The sequence below is a fragment of the Thioalkalivibrio sp. ALMg11 genome (assembly GCF_000377905.1).
Classification (GTDB): Bacteria; Pseudomonadota; Gammaproteobacteria; order Ectothiorhodospirales; family Ectothiorhodospiraceae; genus Thioalkalivibrio.
This window is the reverse complement of the sequence record NZ_KB898871.1, coordinates 370401-391563: the sequence shown is the minus strand read 5'-3', so window position 1 is coordinate 391563 and position 21163 is coordinate 370401. Positions and strand designations below refer to the sequence as shown.

The 21163-nt window shown below is 65.8% G+C and carries 23 protein-coding genes; 3 read left to right on the top strand and 20 right to left on the bottom strand.

All coding sequences use genetic code 11. The features are described from left to right. Positions 1–82: 82 nt before the first annotated feature. The 3 genes from D578_RS0101865 (at position 83) to dtd (ending at position 1912) form a co-directional block, all read left to right on the top strand. Complete coding sequence (locus tag D578_RS0101865; protein ID WP_018948315.1) at positions 83–394, top strand: hypothetical protein; 312 nt, start codon at positions 83–85, stop codon at positions 392–394. An 88-nt stretch (positions 395–482) separates the two neighbouring features. Then, positions 483–1469 carry a prolyl aminopeptidase gene (pip, locus tag D578_RS0101860; RefSeq protein ID WP_018948314.1) on the top strand — a complete coding sequence of 329 codons (987 nt, stop codon included), beginning with the start codon at positions 483–485 and terminating at the stop codon, positions 1467–1469. Further along, on the top strand, positions 1466–1912 hold the full coding sequence (dtd, locus tag D578_RS0101855) for a D-aminoacyl-tRNA deacylase (protein ID WP_018948313.1): 447 nt from the start codon (positions 1466–1468) through the stop codon (positions 1910–1912). Before pip ends, dtd begins: the two co-directional genes overlap by 4 nt. A 327-nt stretch (positions 1913–2239) precedes the next feature. Here dtd and D578_RS0101850 read toward each other — a convergent pair whose 3' ends face one another. From D578_RS0101850 to rnpA, 20 genes are all read right to left on the bottom strand, one after another. Beyond that, positions 2240–2536 carry a hypothetical protein gene (locus tag D578_RS0101850; protein WP_018144945.1) on the bottom strand — a complete coding sequence of 99 codons (297 nt, stop codon included), beginning with the start codon at positions 2534–2536 and terminating at the stop codon, positions 2240–2242. A 103-nt stretch (positions 2537–2639) separates the two neighbouring features. Next, complete coding sequence (glmS, locus tag D578_RS0101845; RefSeq protein WP_018948312.1) at positions 2640–4490, bottom strand: glutamine--fructose-6-phosphate transaminase (isomerizing); 1851 nt, start codon at positions 4488–4490, stop codon at positions 2640–2642. Positions 4491–4493: 3 nt separating this feature from the next. Then, positions 4494–5828, bottom strand: a complete 1335-nt coding sequence (glmU, locus tag D578_RS0101840) for a bifunctional UDP-N-acetylglucosamine diphosphorylase/glucosamine-1-phosphate N-acetyltransferase GlmU (protein ID WP_018948311.1) — start codon at positions 5826–5828, stop codon at positions 4494–4496. A gap of 127 nt (positions 5829–5955) precedes the next feature. Beyond that, the gene (locus tag D578_RS0101835) at positions 5956–6375 is read right to left on the bottom strand and encodes a F0F1 ATP synthase subunit epsilon (protein ID WP_018948310.1); all 420 of its coding nucleotides are present in this window, start codon (positions 6373–6375) and stop codon (positions 5956–5958) included. A gap of 13 nt (positions 6376–6388) precedes the next feature. Beyond that, positions 6389–7765, bottom strand: coding sequence for a F0F1 ATP synthase subunit beta (gene atpD / locus D578_RS0101830; protein ID WP_018948309.1), 1377 nt, complete (start codon positions 7763–7765; stop codon positions 6389–6391). A gap of 58 nt (positions 7766–7823) precedes the next feature. Further along, a complete protein-coding gene (atpG, locus tag D578_RS0101825; RefSeq protein WP_018948308.1) occupies positions 7824–8684 on the bottom strand; it encodes a F0F1 ATP synthase subunit gamma in 861 nt (286 codons plus the stop codon). A 12-nt stretch (positions 8685–8696) separates the two neighbouring features. Beyond that, a complete protein-coding gene (gene atpA / locus D578_RS0101820) occupies positions 8697–10238 on the bottom strand; it encodes a F0F1 ATP synthase subunit alpha (RefSeq protein ID WP_018948307.1) in 1542 nt (513 codons plus the stop codon). A gap of 13 nt (positions 10239–10251) precedes the next feature. Then, entirely contained in the window at positions 10252–10788 is a 537-nt protein-coding gene (locus tag D578_RS0101815; RefSeq protein WP_018948306.1) for a F0F1 ATP synthase subunit delta, read from the bottom strand. Positions 10789–10797: 9 nt separating this feature from the next. Further along, positions 10798–11268 carry a F0F1 ATP synthase subunit B gene (locus D578_RS0101810; protein ID WP_018948305.1) on the bottom strand — a complete coding sequence of 157 codons (471 nt, stop codon included), beginning with the start codon at positions 11266–11268 and terminating at the stop codon, positions 10798–10800. A 54-nt stretch (positions 11269–11322) separates the two neighbouring features. After that, positions 11323–11559: a F0F1 ATP synthase subunit C gene (gene atpE / locus D578_RS0101805; protein WP_012983953.1), complete on the bottom strand. Its 237-nt coding sequence runs from the start codon at positions 11557–11559 to the stop codon at positions 11323–11325. Positions 11560–11612: 53 nt separating this feature from the next. Further along, positions 11613–12455 carry a F0F1 ATP synthase subunit A gene (gene atpB, locus D578_RS0101800; protein ID WP_026287973.1) on the bottom strand — a complete coding sequence of 281 codons (843 nt, stop codon included), beginning with the start codon at positions 12453–12455 and terminating at the stop codon, positions 11613–11615. 31 nt (positions 12456–12486) lie between these two features. Further along, positions 12487–12873 carry an ATP synthase subunit I gene (locus D578_RS0101795; protein ID WP_018948304.1) on the bottom strand — a complete coding sequence of 129 codons (387 nt, stop codon included), beginning with the start codon at positions 12871–12873 and terminating at the stop codon, positions 12487–12489. Between the two features lie 109 nt (positions 12874–12982). Next, entirely contained in the window at positions 12983–13825 is an 843-nt protein-coding gene (locus tag D578_RS0101790; protein ID WP_026289123.1) for a ParB/RepB/Spo0J family partition protein, read from the bottom strand. A gap of 46 nt (positions 13826–13871) precedes the next feature. Continuing rightward, positions 13872–14627: a ParA family protein gene (locus tag D578_RS0101785; protein ID WP_018168793.1), complete on the bottom strand. Its 756-nt coding sequence runs from the start codon at positions 14625–14627 to the stop codon at positions 13872–13874. After that, positions 14624–15253: a 16S rRNA (guanine(527)-N(7))-methyltransferase RsmG gene (gene rsmG, locus D578_RS0101780; protein ID WP_018948302.1), complete on the bottom strand. Its 630-nt coding sequence runs from the start codon at positions 15251–15253 to the stop codon at positions 14624–14626. The genes D578_RS0101785 and rsmG overlap by 4 nt, the downstream gene beginning before the upstream one ends. Then, on the bottom strand, positions 15243–17117 hold the full coding sequence (gene mnmG, locus D578_RS0101775) for a tRNA uridine-5-carboxymethylaminomethyl(34) synthesis enzyme MnmG (protein ID WP_018948301.1): 1875 nt from the start codon (positions 17115–17117) through the stop codon (positions 15243–15245). Before mnmG ends, rsmG begins: the two co-directional genes overlap by 11 nt. 387 nt (positions 17118–17504) lie before the next feature. Then, positions 17505–18821 carry a tRNA uridine-5-carboxymethylaminomethyl(34) synthesis GTPase MnmE gene (gene mnmE, locus D578_RS0101770; protein WP_018948300.1) on the bottom strand — a complete coding sequence of 439 codons (1317 nt, stop codon included), beginning with the start codon at positions 18819–18821 and terminating at the stop codon, positions 17505–17507. A 7-nt stretch (positions 18822–18828) separates the two neighbouring features. Continuing rightward, complete coding sequence (gene yidC, locus D578_RS0101765; RefSeq protein WP_042798305.1) at positions 18829–20529, bottom strand: membrane protein insertase YidC; 1701 nt, start codon at positions 20527–20529, stop codon at positions 18829–18831. Between the two features lie 8 nt (positions 20530–20537). After that, the gene (yidD, locus tag D578_RS0101760; protein WP_018948298.1) at positions 20538–20795 is read right to left on the bottom strand and encodes a membrane protein insertion efficiency factor YidD; all 258 of its coding nucleotides are present in this window, start codon (positions 20793–20795) and stop codon (positions 20538–20540) included. Then, the gene (gene rnpA, locus D578_RS0101755) at positions 20792–21145 is read right to left on the bottom strand and encodes a ribonuclease P protein component (RefSeq protein WP_018948297.1); all 354 of its coding nucleotides are present in this window, start codon (positions 21143–21145) and stop codon (positions 20792–20794) included. The genes yidD and rnpA overlap by 4 nt, the downstream gene beginning before the upstream one ends. Positions 21146–21163 lie beyond the last annotated feature (18 nt).

Genomic DNA, 21163 nt, shown 5'->3' with positions numbered 1-21163 from the left:
CGGGGCGACGGATGGTTGGGGTCTCGCCGTGGCACCCCGCTTGCATGGAGACGGAGAAGCCTACGCCCACCCGGGGGACCCGATGCACGACCGCAAGAGCCTCAGCCTGGCCGCCGAACTTCGGCGGAACCTGCGCGCCGAATTCCCCGCGGTAGCACGGCTGTCGGTTAGCGACCCGGACTTCATGGAGGCCATGCTCGATTACGCCGCACGCTCGCAGTCGAGCATGGTCCAGGCGGCGGCGCTGACCCTGCGCAGCCAGCTGGAGGGAACGGGGTATCTGCAAACACCATCACCCGCGAAGGCGGAACCGGGAGAAGGGGCACAAGGAATAAACCGGACTGCGCACAAGCGGCGCATCTATCGCGGGCGGGTAATCGAGGACCCGGAGTAGGGCCTGATCGGCGGTTGCGGGCAGAGCCCGAAGGGTTTCGCCCACGCTGCGTTTTGGCGACACTCGGGGTTTTGCCCGGAGGGCTTCCATGGACGCGCTGTATCCCGAGATCGAGCCCCACGGTATGGGTCGCCTGCAGGTTGGCGACGGCCACGAGCTGTACTTCGAGGAATGCGGCAATCCGGAGGGGATACCCGTCGTGTTTCTGCATGGCGGACCGGGCTCGGGTTGCGAAAGCTGGCACCGCCGCTTCTACGATCCGGAACGCTACCGCATCGTGTTGTTCGACCAGCGCGGCTGTGGACGCTCGACCCCGCACGCAAGCCTCGAGGCGAACACGACCTGGCACGCGGTCGCGGACATTGAGCGCCTGCGCGAGCACCTGGGGATCGAGCGCTGGGTGGTATTTGGCGGGTCCTGGGGCTCGACCCTCGGGCTGGCCTATGCCCAGAAACACCCGGAGCGGATCCTGGGCCTGGTGCTGCGCGGGATCTTCCTGTGCCGCCCGCAGGATATCCAATGGTTCTACCAATCGGGGGCCGACCGGCTGTTTCCGGAGGCCTGGGCCGAGTACGAGGCGCAGATCCCCGAGGGCGAGCGGGACGACATGGTGGGCGCCTACTATCGACGGCTGACCGCCGACGACCGCGCGGTGCGCGAGGCGGCGGCCCGCGCCTGGTCGGGCTGGGAGGGGCGCACCTCCTGCCTGATCCCGAACGACGACGTGATCGCACACTTCGAGGCGCCGGATGTGGCCGTGAGCCTCGCCCGGCTGGAGTGCCACTATTTCATTCACGACACCTTCCTGGAACCCGATCAGCTATTGCGCGATGCCGGCCGGCTGCAGGGGGTTCCCGGCACCATCGTGCACGGGCGCTACGACGTGGTGTGTCCGGTCAATCAGGCGGTGGCCCTGCACCAGGCCTGGCCCCAGGCACAGCTGGAGATCGTGCCGGATGCCGGACACTCGGCGGCAGAGCCGGGCATCGTGCGCCGGCTGGTCGCCGCCACGGACCGACTGGCAGGGGAATTGTCCGGGCGCGTCGAGCCCGGAACCGGCAGGCGGCAGGCGTGATCGCACTGATCCAGCGCGCAAGCGCGGCCCGGGTCGCCATCGACGGGGACGACGTCGGGGTGATCGGGAACGGCCTGGTGGCCCTGGTGGCCGTGGAGCCGACCGACACCGAGGCGAGCGCGGAACGGATGCTCGACCGGCTATTAGGATACCGGGTATTCCCGGACTCGGCGGGCCGAATGAACCGGAGCCTGGGCGAGACCGGAGGCGGGCTGCTGCTGGTGCCCCAGTTCACCCTGGCAGCCGATACCCGCAAGGGTATGCGGCCGAGCTTTTCCGGATCGGCAAGCCCCGAGCACGGTGCAGCGCTGTTCGAGTGGCTGGTACGGCGGGCAGGCCAACGCCATGAGCCTGTGGCCAGTGGACGTTTCGGGGCAGACATGCAGGTCAGTCTGACTAACGACGGTCCGGTCACCTTCTGGCTGGAGGCCCGCGGCCAATAGGGTTCGACCACATGCATGCCCACAATGAAGGTCAAGGGCGGTTTGCACGAAGAATGTCGAATACACCACAGAGGAGGACACGGAGACATGCTGTCGTGCTGCACGGGAAGCATAGAAGGACGGGGACGGTAGCCAGGCTGGGGCCGAGCGCCTGTCTGGCGGCTCGAAGCAGCCCTTACCCACATGATGCGGATCCTCGTGGATCGTGGCCTGCTTTCTCCGCGCCCTTCGTGTCCTCCTTTGTGGTGCAAAAGCAGGTTTGGCGAGGCCCAAACGAAAAGACCCGGCACGAGGCCGGGTCCTGGCGGGCGATGATCCGGGAGTGGATCAGGCCGCGCGGCGCAGGAACGGGCGCTGGCCGGACTGGACCGCGCGACGGATGAAGTCGGCGCGGCCGGCCTCGCGCTGGTTCAGGTTGTCGGCGCACTTCGACGGCTCGTAGGCAGCAGCGGAGAGCATGACCTCCAGCTCGCACAGGTCGACCTTCGGCTCGGTCAGTTCGTCCGGGTTGGTATTCAGCTTGCGGCCGACTTCCCAGAACATGCGGGGGTTCCACAGCTTGGTCTGGATTCGCGGGGACTGGAACAGGGTGACGCAGCGATTGTTGAGCTCTTGCTGATCCATAAGGTACTCCTGTGACAGGTTATTCGAGCGCGCAAGAATCTAGCGAACCCCGGGCGCGAATACAAGCGTGTCCTGATGGAATGAACGGTTTGGGCCCCGCGCACTACTCCACGGTCACCGATTTGGCGAGGTTGCGCGGCTGATCCACGTCGGTGCCCTTCAGCACGGCCGTGTGATAAGCCAGCAACTGTAGCGGGACCGTGAACAGAATTGGCGCCAGCCAGGGGCTGAGGGCCTCGTTCTGCGGGAGACCGACCCAGGTGTCTTCGGGTGCTAGCGCGCGCGCCGCGTTGGACTCGCCAATGACGATCAGCTGCCCGCCCCGGGCCCGTACTTCCTGGAGGTTGCTGGACAGTTTCTCCAGCTGGGCATCGTCCGGGGCGACCGCCACCACCGGCATCTCGGTATCCACGAGCGCCAACGGACCGTGTTTCAGCTCACCGGAGGGGTAGGCCTCGGCGTGGATATAGGAGATTTCCTTCAGCTTCAGCGCGCCTTCCAGGGCAATCGGGAAATACGCCCCACGCCCGAGGAACAACGCATGCTGGCGCTCCAGGAGATCCTCGGCAATTCGGGCGATCGGCGTGTCGAGCGCGAGGATACGAGCCACCTGTTCGGGCAGACTGCGCAGGGCCGCGACCGCATCGGCCCGCTCGGCGGCGGGCATACGGGCGGCGGTAGCGACCTGACCCAGCAACAGGACCAGGATGGCCAGAGCCGCCAATTGGGTGGTAAACGCCTTGGTGGAGGCAACGCCGATCTCGGGGCCGGCATGCGTCATGAGGACCAGGTCAGCCGCCCGTGCCATGGTGCTTTCGGGGACATTGCAGATGGCCAGGCGCGCCAGGAACGGCTCCTCCTGGGACTGACGCAGGACCGCCAGGGTATCGGCAGTCTCGCCGGACTGCGAGATCACAACCAGCAGGGTGCCCGGGGCGAGGACGTGGCGCCGGTAGCGATATTCACTGGCGACTTCGACCCGGGCCGGAAGGCCCAGGTGTTCCTCGATCCAGTGGGCCGCGACCATGCCGGCATGATAACTCGTTCCGCAGGCAACGATCTGAACGGCGGCGACATCGGCCAAACGTTCGTCGCTACCGGGCCCGAGGATGTTCTCGAGGATGCCAGTGTCGCCCAGGCGGCCGGACAGCGTTTGCTCCAGGGCGTGGGGTTGCTCGTAGATCTCCTTGAGCATGAAGTGGCGGTACTCGCCACGGTCGGCGATGCTGACCTGGCAACGACTCTCGCGGATGCCGCGCTCGACCGGTTCTCCGCGGGCGTTCTGGATCTCCACTCCGTCGCGCGTAAGCCGGGCGATGTCGCCGTCTTCGAGGTCGACGAACCGCTGGGTGACCGGAAGCAGGGCCTGCACGTCGGAGGCGGCGAAGGTCTCGCCAATACCCAGGCCCAGGAGGACCGGGCTCCCGGAACGGGCAACGATCAGTTCGTCGGGGAAATCGGCAAAGACCGCCGCAATCGCGTAGGCCCCATGAAGCTCGGCGCAGGCGCTGCGCGTCGCCTCCAGCGGCGACGACCCTGCCGCAAGGGCCTGCTCGAGACGATGGGCGATGACCTCGCTGTCGGTCGCCGATACGCAGGGCCAACCGGCGGCGTCGAGCCGGGAACGCAGGTCTGCGTGGTTCTCGATGATGCCGTTGTGCACGATGGCCACGCGGCCGTCGCGCGAACGGTGGGGATGGGCATTCTCTTCGGTGGGGGCGCCGTGCGTGGCCCAGCGCGTGTGGGCGATGCCCACCGGCCCCTCCAGCCCCGCGGTGTGGATCCGTTGCTGCAGGGCTGCGACCTTGCCGATGGCGCGCACGTCCGACAGGGCATGGGCGTTGACCACGGCCACCCCAGCGGAATCATAGCCGCGGTATTCCAGTCGATGCAGACCCTCGACCAGGACCGGGACCAGGTTTCGTTCGCCAATGCCTGCAACCAGACCGCACATCGATTACTTCTCCTTGTGGTTACCGCTCTTCTTCGGGCGCGGCCAGTCGCGGATCGCGCGGAGTCGGGCGCGAGTCAGCGCAAGAGCCCCCGCCTCGACGTCGTCGGACAGGGTCGACCCTGCGCCAACGGTCGCGTCGTCCCCGATGCGGATCGGCGCAACCAATGCCGTATTGGAGCCGATAAAGGCGCGTTCGCCGATTTCGGTGCGATGCTTGTTGGCGCCATCATAGTTGCACGTTATGGTGCCCGCGCCCAGATTGGCACCGGCGCCCACATGGGCGTCGCCGACGTATGTCAGGTGGTTGGCCTTGGCCCCGGGACCCAAGGTGGCATTCTTGATCTCGACGAAGTTGCCGACGCGCGCCCCGGTCCCCAGTTCGGTGCCCGGCCGCAGGCGGGCGAACGGCCCGATCCGTGCCTCTGCATGAACCCGCACCCCCTCGAGGACGCAATGGGCCGCGATCTGCGTGCCGGACCCGATGTCGCAGTCCCGCAGCACGCAACCGGGCCCGATATAAACATCGTCCGCTAGGGTCACCGAGCCCTCGATCACGACGTTCACATCGATCTGGCAGTCGCGCCCGAAATTGAGGACACCGCGCACATCCAGCCGCGCGGGGTCGGCAAGCCCGAGACCCTCGCGCATCAACGCCGAGCCCAGCGCCGCTTGGAATAAACGTTCCTGCAACGCCAGCTGCTCGCGGTCGTTCACCCCGAGTACTGCCGCCGAATCCCCGCTTTCGACCACGCCGACGGCATATCCATCGGCGCGCGCTTCCGCCACCACGTCGGTAAGGTACCACTCGCGTGGCCCGTTAGCCGGCGGTTCACAGGCCGCCAGCCATCGCCGCAGGTCACCCGCGGGGGCGGCCAGGACACCCGTATTGATCAGGTCGACGGCACGCTCACCCGCACTGGCCTCCTTGTCCTCGACGATCCGCTCGAGTTGACCCGACGAATCAAGAATCAGTCGCCCGTAGCCAGCCGGATCTACGACCCGGGCGGCCAGCACCGTGACGCCGTCGCCGCCGGCACAGGCCACAAGGTCAGCAATCGGAATGCGGGGCACGTCGCCATAGGTCACCAGGACCTGTGCGGCGTCCGGGATTTCTTCTAGGGCGCGGAACACTGCGTGGCCAGTTCCGCGGGGCTCCCCCTGGTCGACCCAGTTCAGGGCTTGCGCGGAATCGGCGAACGCCGCCCGCACCCGTTCCTGCTCGTGGCCCACGACCACGTGGCAGGCGGCTGCGTCCAGCGCCGAGACTCTTTCCAGGACATGGGCCAGCAGGGAACGGCCGGCGAGGGCTTGCAGGACCTTCGGTCGACGCGAACGCATGCGCGTGCCCTTGCCGGCTGCGAGTATCGCGATATGAAGAGGCTTGGTTTCAGGCATGGGTACAATGATAAAGGGCCAACCGAGATGGTTGGCCCTTAGCGTAAGTCATCCGTTGCAGCTTGCCGGATTATTTCCGACGCAACTTCTGGATCATCTGCAAGCGAGCGGCGGCTTCCACCAGCTCGGCCTGGGCCTTGGCGTAGTCGAAATCCGCCTTGGAGTTGGCCAGGGCCTCCTCCGCACGCTTCTTCGCCTCGAGGGCCTCGGCCTCGTCCAGGTCCTTGGCACGCACCGCGGTGTCCGCCAGAACGGTCACGTGGTACGGCTGAACCTCGAGGATGCCGCCGGACACGAACACCGGCTGCGGCTCCGCGCCTTCCTTTTCCAGGATGCGCAGTTCGCCCGGATTCAGCCGGGCGAGCATCTGCGTATGCCCGGCATACACGCCGACCTCGCCCCCTTCGGCGGGTGCGGCGATCATCAGGGCCAAACCGGAGTAGATCGACTCCTCCGCACTGACCACATCCACATGCATAGTCATGGGCATAACGCCTTACTCCTTAGCCGAGCTTCTCGGCCTTCTCGACGGCTTCTTCGATCGTGCCGACCATGTAGAAGGCCTGCTCCGGAAGATGATCGTATTCGCCGTCCACGATGGCCTTGAACGCGCGGATGGTGTCCTTCAGGGAGACGTACTTACCCGGGGCCCCGGTGAATACCTCCGCCACAAAGAACGGCTGCGACAAGTAGCGCTGGATCTTTCGCGCACGGGCCACGGCCAGCTTGTCGTCTTCCGACAGCTCGTCCATGCCGAGGATCGCGATGATGTCCTTCAGCTCCTTGTAGCGCTGCAGGGTACCCTGCACGGCCCGCGCGGTGTCGTAGTGCTCCTGCCCGATGATCTGCGGGTCCAGCTGACGCGAAGTCGAGTCCAGCGGGTCCACGGCCGGATAGATGCCCAGCTCGGCGATCTGACGGGACAGCACCACGGTGGCGTCCAAGTGGGCGAAGGTGGTGGCGGGGGACGGGTCGGTCAAGTCATCCGCCGGCACGTAGACGGCCTGGATCGAGGTGATCGAGCCCTTCTTCGTCGAGGTGATGCGTTCCTGCAAAACCCCCATCTCTTCGGCCAGGGTCGGCTGATAGCCCACCGCGGAGGGCATGCGGCCCAGCAGCGCGGAGACCTCGGTACCGGCCAGGGTGTAACGGTAGATGTTGTCAATGAACATCAGGACGTCACGGCCTTCTTCACGGAAGAATTCGGCCATGGTCAGACCGGTCAGCGCGACACGCAGGCGGTTGCCCGGCGGCTCGTTCATCTGGCCATAGACCAGGGCCACCTTGTCGAGGACGTTGGAGTCCTTCATCTCGTGGTAGAAGTCGTTGCCCTCACGGGTACGCTCCCCGACACCGGCGAACACCGAGTAACCGGAGTGCTCGATCGCGATGTTACGGATCAGCTCCATCATGTTCACGGTCTTGCCCACGCCGGCACCACCGAACAGGCCGACCTTGCCGCCCTTGGCGAAGGGGCACAGCAGGTCGATGACCTTGATGCCGGTTTCCAGAAGCTCGGTGGAACCCGCCTGCTCGTCAAATGCCGGGGCAGAGCGGTGGATCGACCAGGTTTCCTGGGCTTCCACATCGCCGGCGTTGTCCACCGGACGGCCGAGGACGTCCATCACGCGGCCCAGGGTCCCCTGGCCGACCGGCACGGAGATCGGCTTGCCGGTCGCGGTGACCGCCGTCTGACGCTTCACGCCCTCGGTCGTGCCCATGGCGATGGTACGTACCACGCCGTCGCCCAGCTGCTGCTGGACTTCCAGGGTCAGGCCGTTTTCCAGGGTCAGGGCGTCGTAGATCTTGGGCACTTCGCCGTGGGGGAATTCCACGTCCACGACGGCGCCGATGATTTCGACAATCTTTCCAGAACTCATTTGTTCATCCTCGTAAGTCGTAATTCGTGCCGAGTCGACCGATTCGTGCCGGCGGGCGCTAGACCGCAGCCGCGCCGCCGACGATCTCGGAGATCTCCTGGGTGATCGCAGCCTGGCGCGCCTTGTTGTAGACGAGCTGCAGGTCCTTGATCATCGTGCCAGCGTTGTCGGAGGCCGACTTCATCGCGACCATGCGTGCGGCCATCTCGCAGGCCACGTTCTCGACCACCGCCTGATAGATCAGGGACTCGACATAGCGCTCGAGCAGCGTATCCATCACCGGATGCGTGTCGGGCTCGTAGATGTAATCCCAGTGGTGCTTGAGCGATTCGTCCCTACTCGGCGCCGTCGGCAGCAACTGCGTGGCCTGGGCCTGCTGCGTCATGGTGTTGACGAACTTGTTCTCGAGAAGCACCACGCGATCGACCTTGCCGTCGCGGAAGTTGTCCAGCACCACCTTGACCGAACCGATCAAGTCGTTGATGTGCGGACGGTCTCCGAGATCCTTGGACTCGGCCACGATGTTGCCGCCCAGGCGCTTGAAGAACTGCAGCGCCTTGCTCCCGATCACGCACAGATCGACCTCGACGCCTTCGTCGCGGTAGCGACGCATCTCGATCACGGCCTTTTTGAACAGGTTGGTGTTCAACCCGCCGCAAAGCCCACGGTCGGTCGACACGATGATCAGCGCCACGCGCTTGACCTCGCGTTCGACCATGAACGGATGCTTGTACTCCGCATTCGCCATGGCGACGTGACCGATCACGTCGTGGATCTTCTGTGCGTAGGGCCGGGACTCCTGCATGCGGTCCTGGGCCTTGCGCATCTTGGACGCGGCGACCATTTCCATCGCCTTGGTGATCTTCTGAGTATTCTTGATACTCTTGATCTGCGTCCGGATCTCCTTAGTGCCCGCCATTGCGTGCTCCCGTTACCAGCTGTGCTTGGCCTTGAACTCTTCCAGGGCGCTTTTCAGCTTGTCCTGAATCGAGTCGTTGTAGTCGCCAGTGCTGTTGATTTCGTCCAGGAGCTCCTTCTGGGAGGAACGCGCGTAGGCGATCAGTTCCTTCTCGAAGCTCACGATCTTTTCCGCCTCGACGTCATCGAGGAAGCCTTCGTTCGCCGCGTACAGCGAAAAGGCCATCTCACCGATGGACATCGGCTGGTACTGACCCTGCTTCATCAGCTCGGTCACGCGCTTGCCGCGATCCAGCTGCTTGCGGGTCAGTTCGTCCAGATCGGAGGCAAACTGCGAGAACGCCGCCAGCTCACGATACTGGGCCAGCGCCAGACGCACGCCGCCACCCAGCTTCTTGATGATCTTCGTCTGGGCGGCACCACCGACTCGGGACACCGACAGACCGGCATTGATCGCCGGGCGAATACCGGAGTTGAACAGGTCGGTCTCGAGGAAGATCTGACCGTCAGTGATCGAGATCACGTTGGTCGGAACGAACGCGGAGACGTCACCCGCCTGGGTCTCGATAATCGGCAGCGCGGTCAGAGAACCGGTCTTGCCCTTCACCTCACCGTTGGTCTTCTCTTCGACGTACTCGGCGTTCACACGCGAGGCACGCTCCAGCAGACGCGAATGCAGGTAGAACACGTCACCCGGGTAGGCTTCACGGCCCGGCGGACGACGCAGCAGCAGGGACACCTGACGGTAGGCCCAGGCCTGCTTGGTGAGGTCATCGTAGACGATCAGGGCGTCTTCGCCGCGATCGCGGAAAAACTCGCCCATCGCGCAACCGGCATAGGGAGCGATGAACTGCAGCGCCGCCGACTCGGAGGCATTGGCGGCAACGATGATGGTGTTTTCCATCGCGCCGGCCTCTTCCAGCTTGGCCACCACGGAGGCAACCGCCGAGGCCTTCTGGCCGATCGCGACGTAGACGCACTTAACGCCGGAGTCCTTCTGGTTAATGATCGCGTCGATCGCAACCGCGGTCTTGCCGGTCTGGCGGTCGCCGATGATCAGCTCGCGCTGGCCGCGGCCGACCGGGACCATGGCATCGATCGCCTTGATACCGGACTGCAGCGGCTGATCGACCGACTTGCGCTCGATGACACCGGGCGCGATCTTCTCGATCGGGCTGCTGAGGTCGCTTTCGATCGGACCCTTACCGTCGATCGGGCGGCCCAGGGAATCCACGACGCGGCCCAGCAGCGCTTCGCCGACCGGGACTTCGAGGATACGGCCGGTGCACTTGACCGTTTGGCCCTCGGAGATGTGCTTGTAGTCGCCCAGGATCACGACACCCACGGAGTCGCGTTCAAGGTTGAGCGCCATGCCGAAGGTGTCGCCCGGGAATTCGAGCATCTCGCCTTGCATGACGTCGCCGAGGCCGTGGACGCGAGCGATACCGTCGGTCACGCTGACCACGGTGCCCTCGTTGGAGGCCTCGGAAGAGGCATCGAATTTCTCGATGCGCTGTTTGATCAGATCACTGATCTCGGAGGGATTCAGTTGCATGTTAAATATCCTCTTAGCGACTCAAATTGGCAGCCAGGCGGTTCAGCTGGCCTCGCACGGAGCCGTCGATTACCAGGTCGCCGGCGCGGATGATGGCCCCTCCAAGAAGGGCGCTGTCGACCGAATGCTCGAGATCGACTTCGCAGCCCAGGCCCTTGGCCAGGGCGTCGTGGATCTCTGTCTCCTGCGCCTGGGTGAGCTTACGAAAGGCGGTCACGTCGGCATGGACGCGGTGCTCGGCCGCGGCCTTCAATTCGGCAAAGGCTTCGCTCACGGCGTGGAGGGCCGGCAGGCGGCCGTTTTCGGCCAGCAGGCGAACCAGGTTCCCCGCCTCGGGCCCGACCTTGTCACCGGCCACGTCGAGCACGAGCTGTGCCCGGTCCGGCCGCGGGACCCGCGGGTTGGAGAGGAGACTGTGCATCTGCGAATCGCGGGCGATTGCCGCCAGCAATTCGAGCTGCTCGGCCCAGCCGGCGAGATCGTTGGCCTCGCGGGCCCGCTCGAAAGCTGCGCGAGCGTAGGGTCGGGCGACCGAAATCAGGTCTGACATAATGTCTCCTTACAGCTTGGCCGAGAGCTTCTTGAGCAGATCGCCGTGCGCCTTGGCGTCGATTTCCTTGGCCAGGATCTGCTCGGCACCGGCAACCGCCAGCTCGGAAACCTGCTTGCGCAGATCTTCCTTCGCGCGGTTGATCTCCTGCTCGATCTCGGCGTGGGCTGCCTGCTTGATGCGTTCGCCTTCTTCGTGGGCCGTGGACTTGCTTTCCTCAACCACGTCGTTGGCGCGCTTCTGCGCAGAGGCCACGATCTCGTTGGCCTGCTGCTTGGCCTCCTTGAGGACCTCGGTCGCACGCTCCTGGGCGAGCTCCTGCTCTTTCTCGCCCCGTTCCGCTGCAGCCAGACCGTCGGCAATTTTCTTGCGACGTTCTTCCAGGGCGGCGGATATGGGCGGCCAGACGTAGCGCATCGTGAACCACACGAAGACGCTGAACGCGAGCAGCTGGCCAATGATGGTCAGATTGATATTCATCCTGCTACCTCAGGTTGGACGAGTGGAGGGAACCTCGGGACTCGCTCAGCCTTATTAACCCAGGGCGAACAGGACGTACAGGCCGATACCCACGCCGATCATCGGCACGGCGTCAGTCAGGCCCATCACGATGAAGAACTGGGTGCGCAGCATCGGGATCAGTTCCGGCTGACGCGCGGCGCCTTCCAGGAAGCGACCACCCAGGGTACCCACGCCGATGGCGGCGCCGACAGCGGCCAGACCCAGAAGCAGCGAGCCAGCCAGGACGATCAGAGCGTTAGCCATTTCCATTTTTGTATCTCCAGTCGAGTGTTGAAACAGTCAGTTGAATAGGAAAGTCGAAATCAGTGGTCTTCGCTGTACGCCATGTCGATGTAGACGACGGTCAGCACCATGAAGATGAAGGCCTGCAGCGGCACCACGAGGATGTGGAAGATCGCCCAGCCCACGTGCAGTACACCGCCGGCCAGACCCAGGATCAGGCCCGCAGAGTACATGACACCGATCAGGATGAAGATCATCTCCGCGGCGTACAGGTTGCCGAACAGTCGCAGGGCGAGCGAGGCCGGCTTGGCCAGCAGGTTGATGAACTCCAGCACGAAGTTGATCACCCAGAAGAACGGCTTGATGTACACGATGTTGGTCTGGAACGGGATGCCCGTCAGTTCCTTGATAAACCCTACCGGACCCTTGATCTTGAGCGAGTAGTAGATGATCAGGATGAACACACCGAGCGCCAGGCCCGCGGTCACGTTGATATCCGTGGTCGGGACGATCTTGAAGTAGGGAATGCCCAGCAGATAGGCGATGTGCGGGATCAGGTCGACCGGCACCAGGTCCATCAGGTTGAGCAGGAAGATCCAGACGAAAATGGTCAGCGCGAGTGGCGCGACCATGTCGTTCTTGTGCTTGAACGAGCCACGGACGTTGTCGTTGACAAAGTCCATCATCATTTCGACGAAATTCTGCCAGCCACCCGGGACGCCGGCGGTGACCTTCTTGGCCGCGGCACGGAACGTGAGGATGAACAGCAGCCCGAGCGCAATCGACCACAGCATGGAGTCGACGTGGATCGCCCAGAAGCCCATTTCGGCGGCTTCGGTGCTGGTGGTGGCGAAGCTCATTCCCTTTTCGGGATGGAGCCCGAAGGTAAGATTCGTCAGATGGTGAGCAATGTGCTCTTCCATCGTAGGCAGTCCGCTTTCTGAAGCCATGCAGTTATCTCGTCATTGCTTGATCAGAAACCCGGTGCAGCCACCACAAGGGGGCCAGATGCACCAGGAGGAAGATGCCGAACAGGGCCAGTAGATCCGGCTCGTCCAGGTAAGCGAACGCCACCCCGAATGCCACCGCGATGATTGCCAGTCGTCCCATCTGGGCGCCCATCATGCGGGCGGTCAGCGAGCCCACCTGATCGGAACGGTAGGCGCGAAACACGACAACCGCGGCCACGGCGTTGCCGAGGGTCGCGGTCATGCCGCCCACCGCGGCCGAGATCGCCACGATCGGGGGGAACAGGGCCAGAAGCAGGCCCGACAGTATCAGCGTCAAGGCGAGCTGCAGACCCAGCGATTGTAAGGCGTGTCTGAAGCGTCGCGGTGTCATTCAGCGGATGGGCACACCCACCCCTCTCCCAAAAAGTGGGCGTAGTATAAGAGCGGGCTTGTACTGCGTCAAACGGTGTTCAGGGCAATCCGGTGTGCCGCTCAGGCGGTTACTGGATGTGGGCGAGAATCCCGTCGAGCTCGTCGAGGCTGTTGTATTCGATGACCAGGCGGCCTTTGCCCTGACGGTTGTAGCGAACCTGCACCGCGGCACCCAGCTGGTCGGAGAGACGACTCTCCAGCTGCCGCACCTCCGGCGAGGGTCCGGCGTCCTTCTTGGGCTCCGGGGTCGCGGCGAGGACCTTCTTGACCAGCTGCTCGGTCGCACGCACCGAGAGCCCGCGCTTGACCACGGTCGCGGCCACGCCGGGCTGGTCGTCCAGCGGTAGCGCCAGCAGGCAGCGGGCGTGGCCCATCTCCAGGCGCCCCTCGTTGACGTGGTCCTTCACCGTGTCGTGGAGTTCCAGCAGGCGCAGCAGGTTGGTGACCGCAGTGCGCGAGCGGCCGACGGCCTCGGCCGCGGCCTGGTGGGTCATCTCGAATTCGCCGATCAGGCGGCGGATGGCCTGCGCCTCTTCCAGCGGGTTCAGATCCTCGCGCTGGATGTTCTCGATCAGCGCCATCGCCGCAGCGGCCTGATCGGGGATATCGCGGACCACCGCCGGGACGGTCTCCAGGCCCGCGATCTGGGCGGCACGCCAGCGGCGCTCGCCGGCGATCAGTTCATAGCCGTCGTCCAGGCGCCGCACGACCACTGGCTGCACGATGCCCTGGGCACGGATCGAGTCCGCCAGTTCGGCCAGTGCCGCCTCCGCCATATGCACCCGGGGCTGGTACTTCCCGCGCCGGATCTGCTCGACCGGGAGCTGCTCCAGGCTGTCGCTTTCGTCACCACCGGCCTGGGCGCCGGAGAGCAGGGCATCCAGGCCTCGGCCCAATCCTCGTTTCGCCATGGTCGATCGTTCCTGCAGGCAGTCGGTAAGGGGGGCGGGCTGGCGATCAGCGCCGCAGCATCTCGCCGGCCAGGGCGAGGTACGCTACCGCCCCGCGCGAGGAGGCATCATACAACAAGGCCGGCTGGCCAAAACTGGGGGCCTCGGCCAGGCGGATGTTGCGCGGGATCACGGTGCGGAACACACGGTCGCCGAAGTGGCCGGTGAGCTGGGCGGAGACATCGCCGGACAGGCGGTTGCGCGGATCGAACATGGTGCGCAGCAAGCCCGAGATGCGCAGCTTCGGGTTGGGCCCGCGCTGGATGCTCTCGATGGTGCGCATCAGGGCGGTCAGCCCCTCGAGTGCGTAGTACTCGCACTGCATCGGGATGACCACACCATCGGCGGCGACCAGGCCGTTGACGGTCAGGAGGTTCAGCGACGGCGGACAGTCGACCAGGATGTGATCGTAATTTGCCCTGGCCGGTGCCAGCGCCTCCTGCAGCCGGTACTCACGGCGCTCGGCCTCCATCAGCCGCACCTCGGCCACAGTCAGGTCGCCGTTGGCCGGGACGAGGTCATAGCCGGCCTCCACCCGGTGGGCGGCCTCGGCCACCGTGGCCTGGCCCAGCAGGACCTCGCAGGATGTTGGGTCATCGGCGTGCTTGTCGACGCCCGAACCGGTGGTCGCGTTGCCCTGCGGGTCCATGTCCACCACCAGCACGCGCTTGCCCAGCCGGGCGAGCGAGGCGGCAAGGTTCACGCAGGTGGTGGTCTTGCCCACTCCGCCCTTCTGATTGGTGATAGCCAGCGTATCGGTCACGGGTCGGCTCTCTCGATAATGGCGATGTGCCGCTCGGCGGTCTCGCCGGGAATGGTAACCGGGTCCACGCGCCGGTACGACCACGGCGCGGGAAGCGGCTCGTCCGCTACCGAGCGCTGACCCAGCATGGCCAGCACCCGCCCGCCGTCCGCGACCTGCGGCGCAACCCGCGCGACCATGTCGGCCGGGGCCTTGAACGCCCGCGCCAGCACGGTGGTGTAGGGCGCGGAGGGCTGAAAGTCCTCGATCCGCACATGCACGGCCTCGACCCCGGACAGCCGGGCGAGTCCGATCACGTTACGCAGGAAACGGATGCGCTTGGCCGCGCTGTCGAGCAGGCAGAATCCGCGTTCGCGCTCGGTGGCCGCGAGCACGTAACCGGGCAGCCCGGCACCGGTCCCGACATCCAGCACCCGGTCCCCGTGAAGATACGGGCGCAACGTCAGGCTGTCGAGGATATGCCGGCGAATCCACTGCGCGGGGTCACGCACCGCAGTCAGGTTGTGCACGCGGTTCCAGCGCCCGAGCTGTTCCAGATAAATCGCCAGGGCCTCGATGGCCGGTGGGTCCAGCGCCCAGTCCCCGGCCTCCGCGGCGAGGACCGCACGCCAGTCGTTACTCGCCACTGGCGCGCTGCTTCAGGTGCACGGCCAAAGCCGACAGCGCGGCCGGGGTTACGCCCGGGATGCGCTGCGCCTGGGCCAGGGTGTGGGGGCGGAATTCCGCCAGCTTCTGGCGGATCTCGTTCGACAGCCCGTGGACCCGGGCGTAGTCGAGGCTGTCCGGGAGGGCCGTCTGCTCGGCCTTTGCCTGGCGGTCGATTTCGGCCTGCTGGCGCTCGATGTAGCCGGCGTACTTGGCCTGGATCTCCGCCTGCTCGCGCACGTCCGCGGCACAACCGGCGTCGAGCTCGGGCAGCGCATGCATCAACCCATCGTAATCGGCCTCGGGGCGGCGCAGCAGGTCGAGCAGCGTGGCATCCGGATCCGGCGACTTGCCCAGCAACTCGATCAGGCCCGGGCGGCTTCGCTGGTCGCGGTCCGGACGGGTTTTTCCGAGTCGGCTCATCTCGGTCTCGATGGCGGCGGCGCGGGTCTCGAAGCGCGCCCAGCGGGCATCGTCGACCAGCCCGAACTCGCGGCCCACCGGGGTCAGGCGCAGATCGGCGTTGTCCTCGCGCAGCAGCAGGCGGTACTCGGCGCGCGAGGTGAACATGCGGTAGGGCTCCTGGGTGCCGCGGGTCACCAGGTCGTCGATCAGCACCCCGATATAGGCCTCGGAACGCTGCGGGATCCACGGCGCGGCCTCCTGCACCAGTCGCGCGGCGTTGAGCCCGGCGACCAGGCCCTGGGCGGCGGCCTCCTCGTAGCCGGTGGTGCCGTTGATCTGGCCGGCGAAGAACAGATTGCCGATCTCGCGGGTCGCCAGGCTCGGGCGCAGGCCGCGCGGATCGAAGTAGTCGTATTCGATCGCGTAGCCCGGGCGCGTGATGCGCGCGTTCTCGAAACCGGCAATGCTCTGCACCAACGGCACCTGGATCGCATACGGCAGGGAGGTCGAGATCCCGTTGGGGTATAGCTCGTGGGTGGTGAGCCCTTCCGGCTCGACAAAGACCTGGTGGCTGGTCTTGTCGGCAAAGCGCACCACCTTGTCCTCGATCGACGGGCAGTAGCGCGGGCCGGTGCTGTCGATCTGGCCGCTGTACATCGGCGCCTGGTCCAGGTTCGCCCGGATCAGATCGTGGGTCTTCTCGCTGGTACGTGCGATATGGCAGGGGCGCTGCGCCGGGTGATCGTCCGTGGAACCCGTGAACGAGAACACCGGGCGCGGGTCGTCGCCCGGCTGCGGCTCGAGCCGGGAGAAATCCACGCTGCGCCCGTCGATGCGCGGCGGGGTACCGGTCTTGAGCCGCCCGACCGCAAAGGCCATCTCGCGCAGGCGCGCCGCCAGCCGCACACTCGGCGGGTCGCCCGCGCGCCCGCCCGGCTGCTGCGTGAGCCCCGTGTGCATCTGGCCATTGAGGAAGGTCCCAACGGTCAGCACCACGGCGCGGGCGTCGAACGCAATCCCGGCCTCGGTCACCACCCCGGTGACCCGGTCGCCGTCGAGGATGATATCGGCCACCGGCTGCTGGAAGATCTGCAGGTTCGGCTCGGCCTCGACGAACTGGCGAATGGCCTGGCGGTAGAGCTGCCGGTCGGACTGGGCGCGGGTCGCTCGCACCGCCGGGCCCTTGCGCCGGTTGAGGATGCGGAAATGGATACCGGCGGCGTCCGCCGCGCGGGCCATCACGCCACCCAGGGCATCGATCTCCTTGACCAGGTGGCCCTTGCCGATCCCGCCGATGGCCGGGTTGCAGCTCATCTGGCCGATGGTCTCGATGTTGTGGGTCAGCAGAAGCGTGCGCGCACCGCCGCGCGCCGCGGCCAGCGCGGCCTCGGTGCCGGCGTGTCCGCCGCCAATCACGATGACATCGAAGGAGTTCGCCATGGTCCTGCTATCCCGGCCGATGGTCCGGCCTGTGAGTGCGATCCACGCCCACCTGCGTACAGGGCGCGAAAAACGGAATTCTAGCAGGGAGTTACACGGGCGCGAAGCGGCCCTGGCGGCAGACGGTTTTCCGGGTGCCCGCCAGCAACCGCTCGCAGGTCCGCGATCGCGCTGCGGTGCGTTTCTGCCACAGTAAGAAATGAGAGGGGCACATCGTTTGCCCCGTCATTGCGAGACCCCGAAGGGGCCGCGGCGACCACCGCATTTCAAGGCGCGACGTTATGCCAGCTTCCGGAGATTGCGTCGCTTCGCTCGCAATGACGGTGAGTCGGGCCACGCGGTCAACGGAGCCCTTGCGAAACCCTGATCGCGCAGAGGGCTGCGCGTCTACTTGCCGATGCAGAAACCGGCGAAGATCTCGCCCAGCAGGGCCTCGTGGTCCTGGCGGCCAAGGAGCGCGTCCAGGGCGCGTTCGGCCAGACGCAACTCCTCGGCGATCAGGTCCGGGGGCGCGGCGGCGTCGATCGCGGCGAGATGCGTGGCCGTCGTACGCAGGCCGTCCAGATGGCGCGCGCGCACGCTGAAGCGTTGCTGGCCACCCTCGCTCACGCCCAGGCGCTCGACGATCGCCTGCTTGAGCGCGTCGATCCCGGCCCCGGTCCGTGCAGAGATCATGAGCCCGTGCTCCGCTCGGGTCGGGTCGGCAATGCAGTCGATCTTGTTCCAGACAGTCAGTCGCGGGATTTCCGCCGGGGCCGCAAGGTCCGGGGCGGCCTCCGGACGAGTGAGATCGCGCAGCTCAAGGATCAAGTCGGCCCCGGTGGCCGCCTCCCGCGCCCGCTCCATGCCGATTTTCTCCACCGGATCCTCACTCGCGTGCAGGCCAGCGGTGTCGATCAGTTCGACCGGAATCCCGTGGATCGCAATCGGCGAACGCAGGACGTCGCGAGTGGTCCCGGGGCGGTCGGTGACGATCGCGACCTCGCTCTCGGCCAGACGGTTCATCACGCTGGACTTGCCGACATTCGGGGCGCCGACCAGGGCCAGGCGCAACCCCTGGGCAAAGTAACGCGCCGGCCGCAGGCGTTCGAGGAGTTCGCGGATGGTCGTGTGGAGGATATCGGCGCGGCGTGCGATATCGGCGGCGGCCTCCGACTCGAGGTCGGTCTCGCCGAAGTCGATCTCCGCCTCCATGATCACACGCATGTCGCGGATGGCGCGCGAGACCGGTTCGAGTTCGGTCGCCAGGGCTCCGTCCAGGCTGGAGCGCGCAAGCCTGGCGGCCTGCTCGGTCTGGGCGTGGATCAGATCGGCCACCGCCTCCGCCTGCGCCAGGTCGAGGCGGCCGTTGAGGAAGGCCTGCTCGGTGAACTCCCCCGGTCGGGCACGACGCGCGCCGAGGTCCACCGCGGCGGCGACGATCGCCTCCAGCAGGACGGGGCTTCCGTGGCCCTGCAACTCGATCACGTCTTCGCCGGTGTAGGAGTGCGGTCCCGGAAAGAACAGGATCAGGCCGTCGTCCAGGGCCTCGCCACTGACTGGATCGAGGAAACCACCGTAGTGGGCGTGGCGCGGGCGCAAGACCTCGCGTCCGGTCAGGCGCCGCGCGATGGGCCGGGCCTGCGGACCCGACAGGCGGACCACGCCGATACCGCCGACCCCCGGCGGGGTGGCGACCGCGACGATGGTGTCCGTCACGGTCACGGCGGCGTCAGCTCTTCTGCTTGTCCGGATCCTCGCCGCCTTCGATCTTGCGCGTGATGTACCACTGCTGGGCGATGGAGAACAGGTTGTTGGTGAACCAGTACAGCACCAGACCCGCCGGGAAGAAGGCGAAGAACACGGTGAACACGAACGGCAGTGCCATGAAGATCTTCTGCTGCACCGGGTCCATCGGCGGCGGGTTCAGCTTGTACTGCACGAACATGGACACGCCCATCAGGATCGGCAGGATGAAATACGGATCGCGCGAGGACAGGTCCTGGATCCACAGCCACCAGGGCGCCTGGCGCAGTTCCACACTCTCGAGCAGTACCCAGTACAGGGCGATGAACACCGGGATCTGCACCAGGATCGGGAGACAGCCACCCAGCGGGTTGATCTTCTCCTTCTTGTACAGGTCCATCAGCGCCTGGTTCATGCGCTGCTTGTCGTCCTTGTAGCGTTCCTTCAGTGCCTGCAGCTTGGGCGCGACCTTGCGCATGCGCGCCATGGAGCGGTAGCTGGTGGCGGAGAGCTTGAAGAAGGCCAGCTTGATCAGGATGGTCAGCAGCACGATGGCCCAGCCCCAGTTCCCGACCACGCTGTAGATCTTGTCCAGCAGCCAGAACAACGGCTTGGACAGGAAGGTGAAAATGCCGTAGTCGGCCGTAAGCTCCAGCCCCTGAGCGATCTCGGAGAGCTCTGCCTGGAGCTTGGGTCCGACCCACAACCGGGTGGAGAACTCGCCGCTGCTCCCCGCTGGGATCTGGCGCGATTCGGAGTGCAGACCAATCAGATACTCGTCACCCAGATCGCTGGGTACGGCACGGGCATACAACGCATTGACCTCGTCCTCACCCGGGACCCAGGTGGAAACGAAGTAGTGCTGAATCATCGCGATCCAGCCCCCCTGGATGCGTGCCTGGATGGGGTCGTCGCGGAAAGACTCGAGGCTTTCGCGTTGGTAACTGCCGTCGAAATAGGCCGCTCCGGTGAAGGTGTACAACCACCAGGACTCCCGATCCGGCGTCGGACCGTGGCGGAGCTGTCGGTACTGGCGACCGCTCCAGGTGGAATCGGACCGGTTGGAGACCTCGTAGTCCAGCTCGATCAGATGCGAGTCACGAGTAAAGGTGTAGGTCTTGGTGACCTCGATCTCGCCATCGTCGGAGGTCCAGCGCAGCGGGACCTCGAGCTGTTCCTGGCCTTCGGCGAGCTCGAAGCGGTCCTGGTCAACCTGGAAATTGGCGTGGTGCGACGGTGCACGCCCCTCCATTGACTGGTCATTCACCCGGTCGTGGGTCAGGCCACTCTGGGCGACATAGCCGCGCACGCGATGGTCGAACAGGCGGACCGGCACCAGCGGATCGTCCTGCAGGTCCCGCGGATACTGCAGCAGGTCGGCGCGCAGCAGGGTGCCCCCGCGGCTATCGATCAGGATCTCGTGGGTATCGGTACGCACGGTGATCTGCTGACGGTCCGGCTCCTGCAGGGTGCTCACCTGCGGGGCATCTGCCGCCCGCGCGTCCGGTTCCGACTCGAATTGCGGCGCATCCGGCACGTCCTCCGGACGGGCATCGGGGTCTTCCGCGGCGCGCTCGGCGGCGAGGTCCGGCTGGGATGTGCTGCCGTAATCCTGGTTCCAGGCCTGCCACATCAGGAACAGGACGAAGGCCAGGGTCAGCCACAAAAGGGGGCGAAGGTTATCCATGAGCGCGACTACTTTGAGGGTCGAGTGCTGGGAGAATCGGAACGCGGGTGCGGGACCGGATCATAGCCACCGGGCGACCAGGGATGGCAGCGCAGGATGCGCCGCACACCGAGCCAAAAGCCCCGCAGGACCCCGTGAGTCTCGACCGCCTCGACGGTATAGGCCGAGCAGGTCGGGTAATGACGACAGTGGGGCGCCATGAACGGCGAAATGCCGTACTGGTAGGCCCGCACGGGCAACAGGGCGATCTTGCGTGGCAGAGTCATTGCAGACGTTCCAGCAGGCTGTCGATCTCGGCGCGCAGGGCGCGGCGATCGGTGGTCGCCGCGCCGCCTCGGGCCAGCACGATCATGTCGACCGGTGGCAGTCCGGCCCGGCGCCGGCGGAAGGCCTCGCGGACGATGCGCTTGATCCGGTTGCGGTCCGATGCCTGGCGGACATGCCGCTTGGCAATCGCTAGGCCCAGGCGCGCCTCGCCGGATTCCGAATGCCGATAGAGCAGGGTCAGATCGCGACCGCGCTGGCGCCGGGCATCCTTGAAGACGCGCTGATAGTCCGCACCGGTCAGCAGACGGACGCGGCGCGGAAAGGTCTCGATAGCTGGCGCCGCGGTCACGGGAGCCGGCGCACCGCC

What these genes read in the sequence shown, in the direction of transcription:
- D578_RS0101865 (WP_018948315.1), top strand. Translation starts at nt 83, where the DNA reads ATGCACGACCGCAAGAGCCTCAGCCTGGCCGCCGAACTTCGGCGGAAC.
- pip (WP_018948314.1), top strand. Translation starts at nt 483, where the DNA reads ATGGACGCGCTGTATCCCGAGATCGAGCCCCACGGTATGGGTCGCCTG.
- D578_RS0101850 (WP_018144945.1), bottom strand. Translation starts at nt 2,536, where the DNA reads ATGGATCAGCAAGAGCTCAACAATCGCTGCGTCACCCTGTTCCAGTCC.
- glmS (WP_018948312.1), bottom strand. Translation starts at nt 4,490, where the DNA reads ATGTGCGGTCTGGTTGCAGGCATTGGCGAACGAAACCTGGTCCCGGTC.
- glmU (WP_018948311.1), bottom strand. Translation starts at nt 5,828, where the DNA reads ATGCGTTCGCGTCGACCGAAGGTCCTGCAAGCCCTCGCCGGCCGTTCC.
- D578_RS0101835 (WP_018948310.1), bottom strand. Translation starts at nt 6,375, where the DNA reads ATGCCCATGACTATGCATGTGGATGTGGTCAGTGCGGAGGAGTCGATC.
- atpD (WP_018948309.1), bottom strand. Translation starts at nt 7,765, where the DNA reads ATGAGTTCTGGAAAGATTGTCGAAATCATCGGCGCCGTCGTGGACGTG.
- atpG (WP_018948308.1), bottom strand. Translation starts at nt 8,684, where the DNA reads ATGGCGGGCACTAAGGAGATCCGGACGCAGATCAAGAGTATCAAGAAT.
- atpA (WP_018948307.1), bottom strand. Translation starts at nt 10,238, where the DNA reads ATGCAACTGAATCCCTCCGAGATCAGTGATCTGATCAAACAGCGCATC.
- D578_RS0101815 (WP_018948306.1), bottom strand. Translation starts at nt 10,788, where the DNA reads ATGTCAGACCTGATTTCGGTCGCCCGACCCTACGCTCGCGCAGCTTTC.
- D578_RS0101810 (WP_018948305.1), bottom strand. Translation starts at nt 11,268, where the DNA reads ATGAATATCAATCTGACCATCATTGGCCAGCTGCTCGCGTTCAGCGTC.
- atpE (WP_012983953.1), bottom strand. Translation starts at nt 11,559, where the DNA reads ATGGAAATGGCTAACGCTCTGATCGTCCTGGCTGGCTCGCTGCTTCTG.
- atpB (WP_026287973.1), bottom strand. Translation starts at nt 12,455, where the DNA reads ATGGAAGAGCACATTGCTCACCATCTGACGAATCTTACCTTCGGGCTC.
- D578_RS0101795 (WP_018948304.1), bottom strand. Translation starts at nt 12,873, where the DNA reads ATGACACCGCGACGCTTCAGACACGCCTTACAATCGCTGGGTCTGCAG.
- D578_RS0101790 (WP_026289123.1), bottom strand. Translation starts at nt 13,825, where the DNA reads ATGGCGAAACGAGGATTGGGCCGAGGCCTGGATGCCCTGCTCTCCGGC.
- mnmG (WP_018948301.1), bottom strand. Translation starts at nt 17,117, where the DNA reads ATGGCGAACTCCTTCGATGTCATCGTGATTGGCGGCGGACACGCCGGC.
- yidC (WP_042798305.1), bottom strand. Translation starts at nt 20,529, where the DNA reads ATGGATAACCTTCGCCCCCTTTTGTGGCTGACCCTGGCCTTCGTCCTG.
- yidD (WP_018948298.1), bottom strand. Translation starts at nt 20,795, where the DNA reads ATGACTCTGCCACGCAAGATCGCCCTGTTGCCCGTGCGGGCCTACCAG.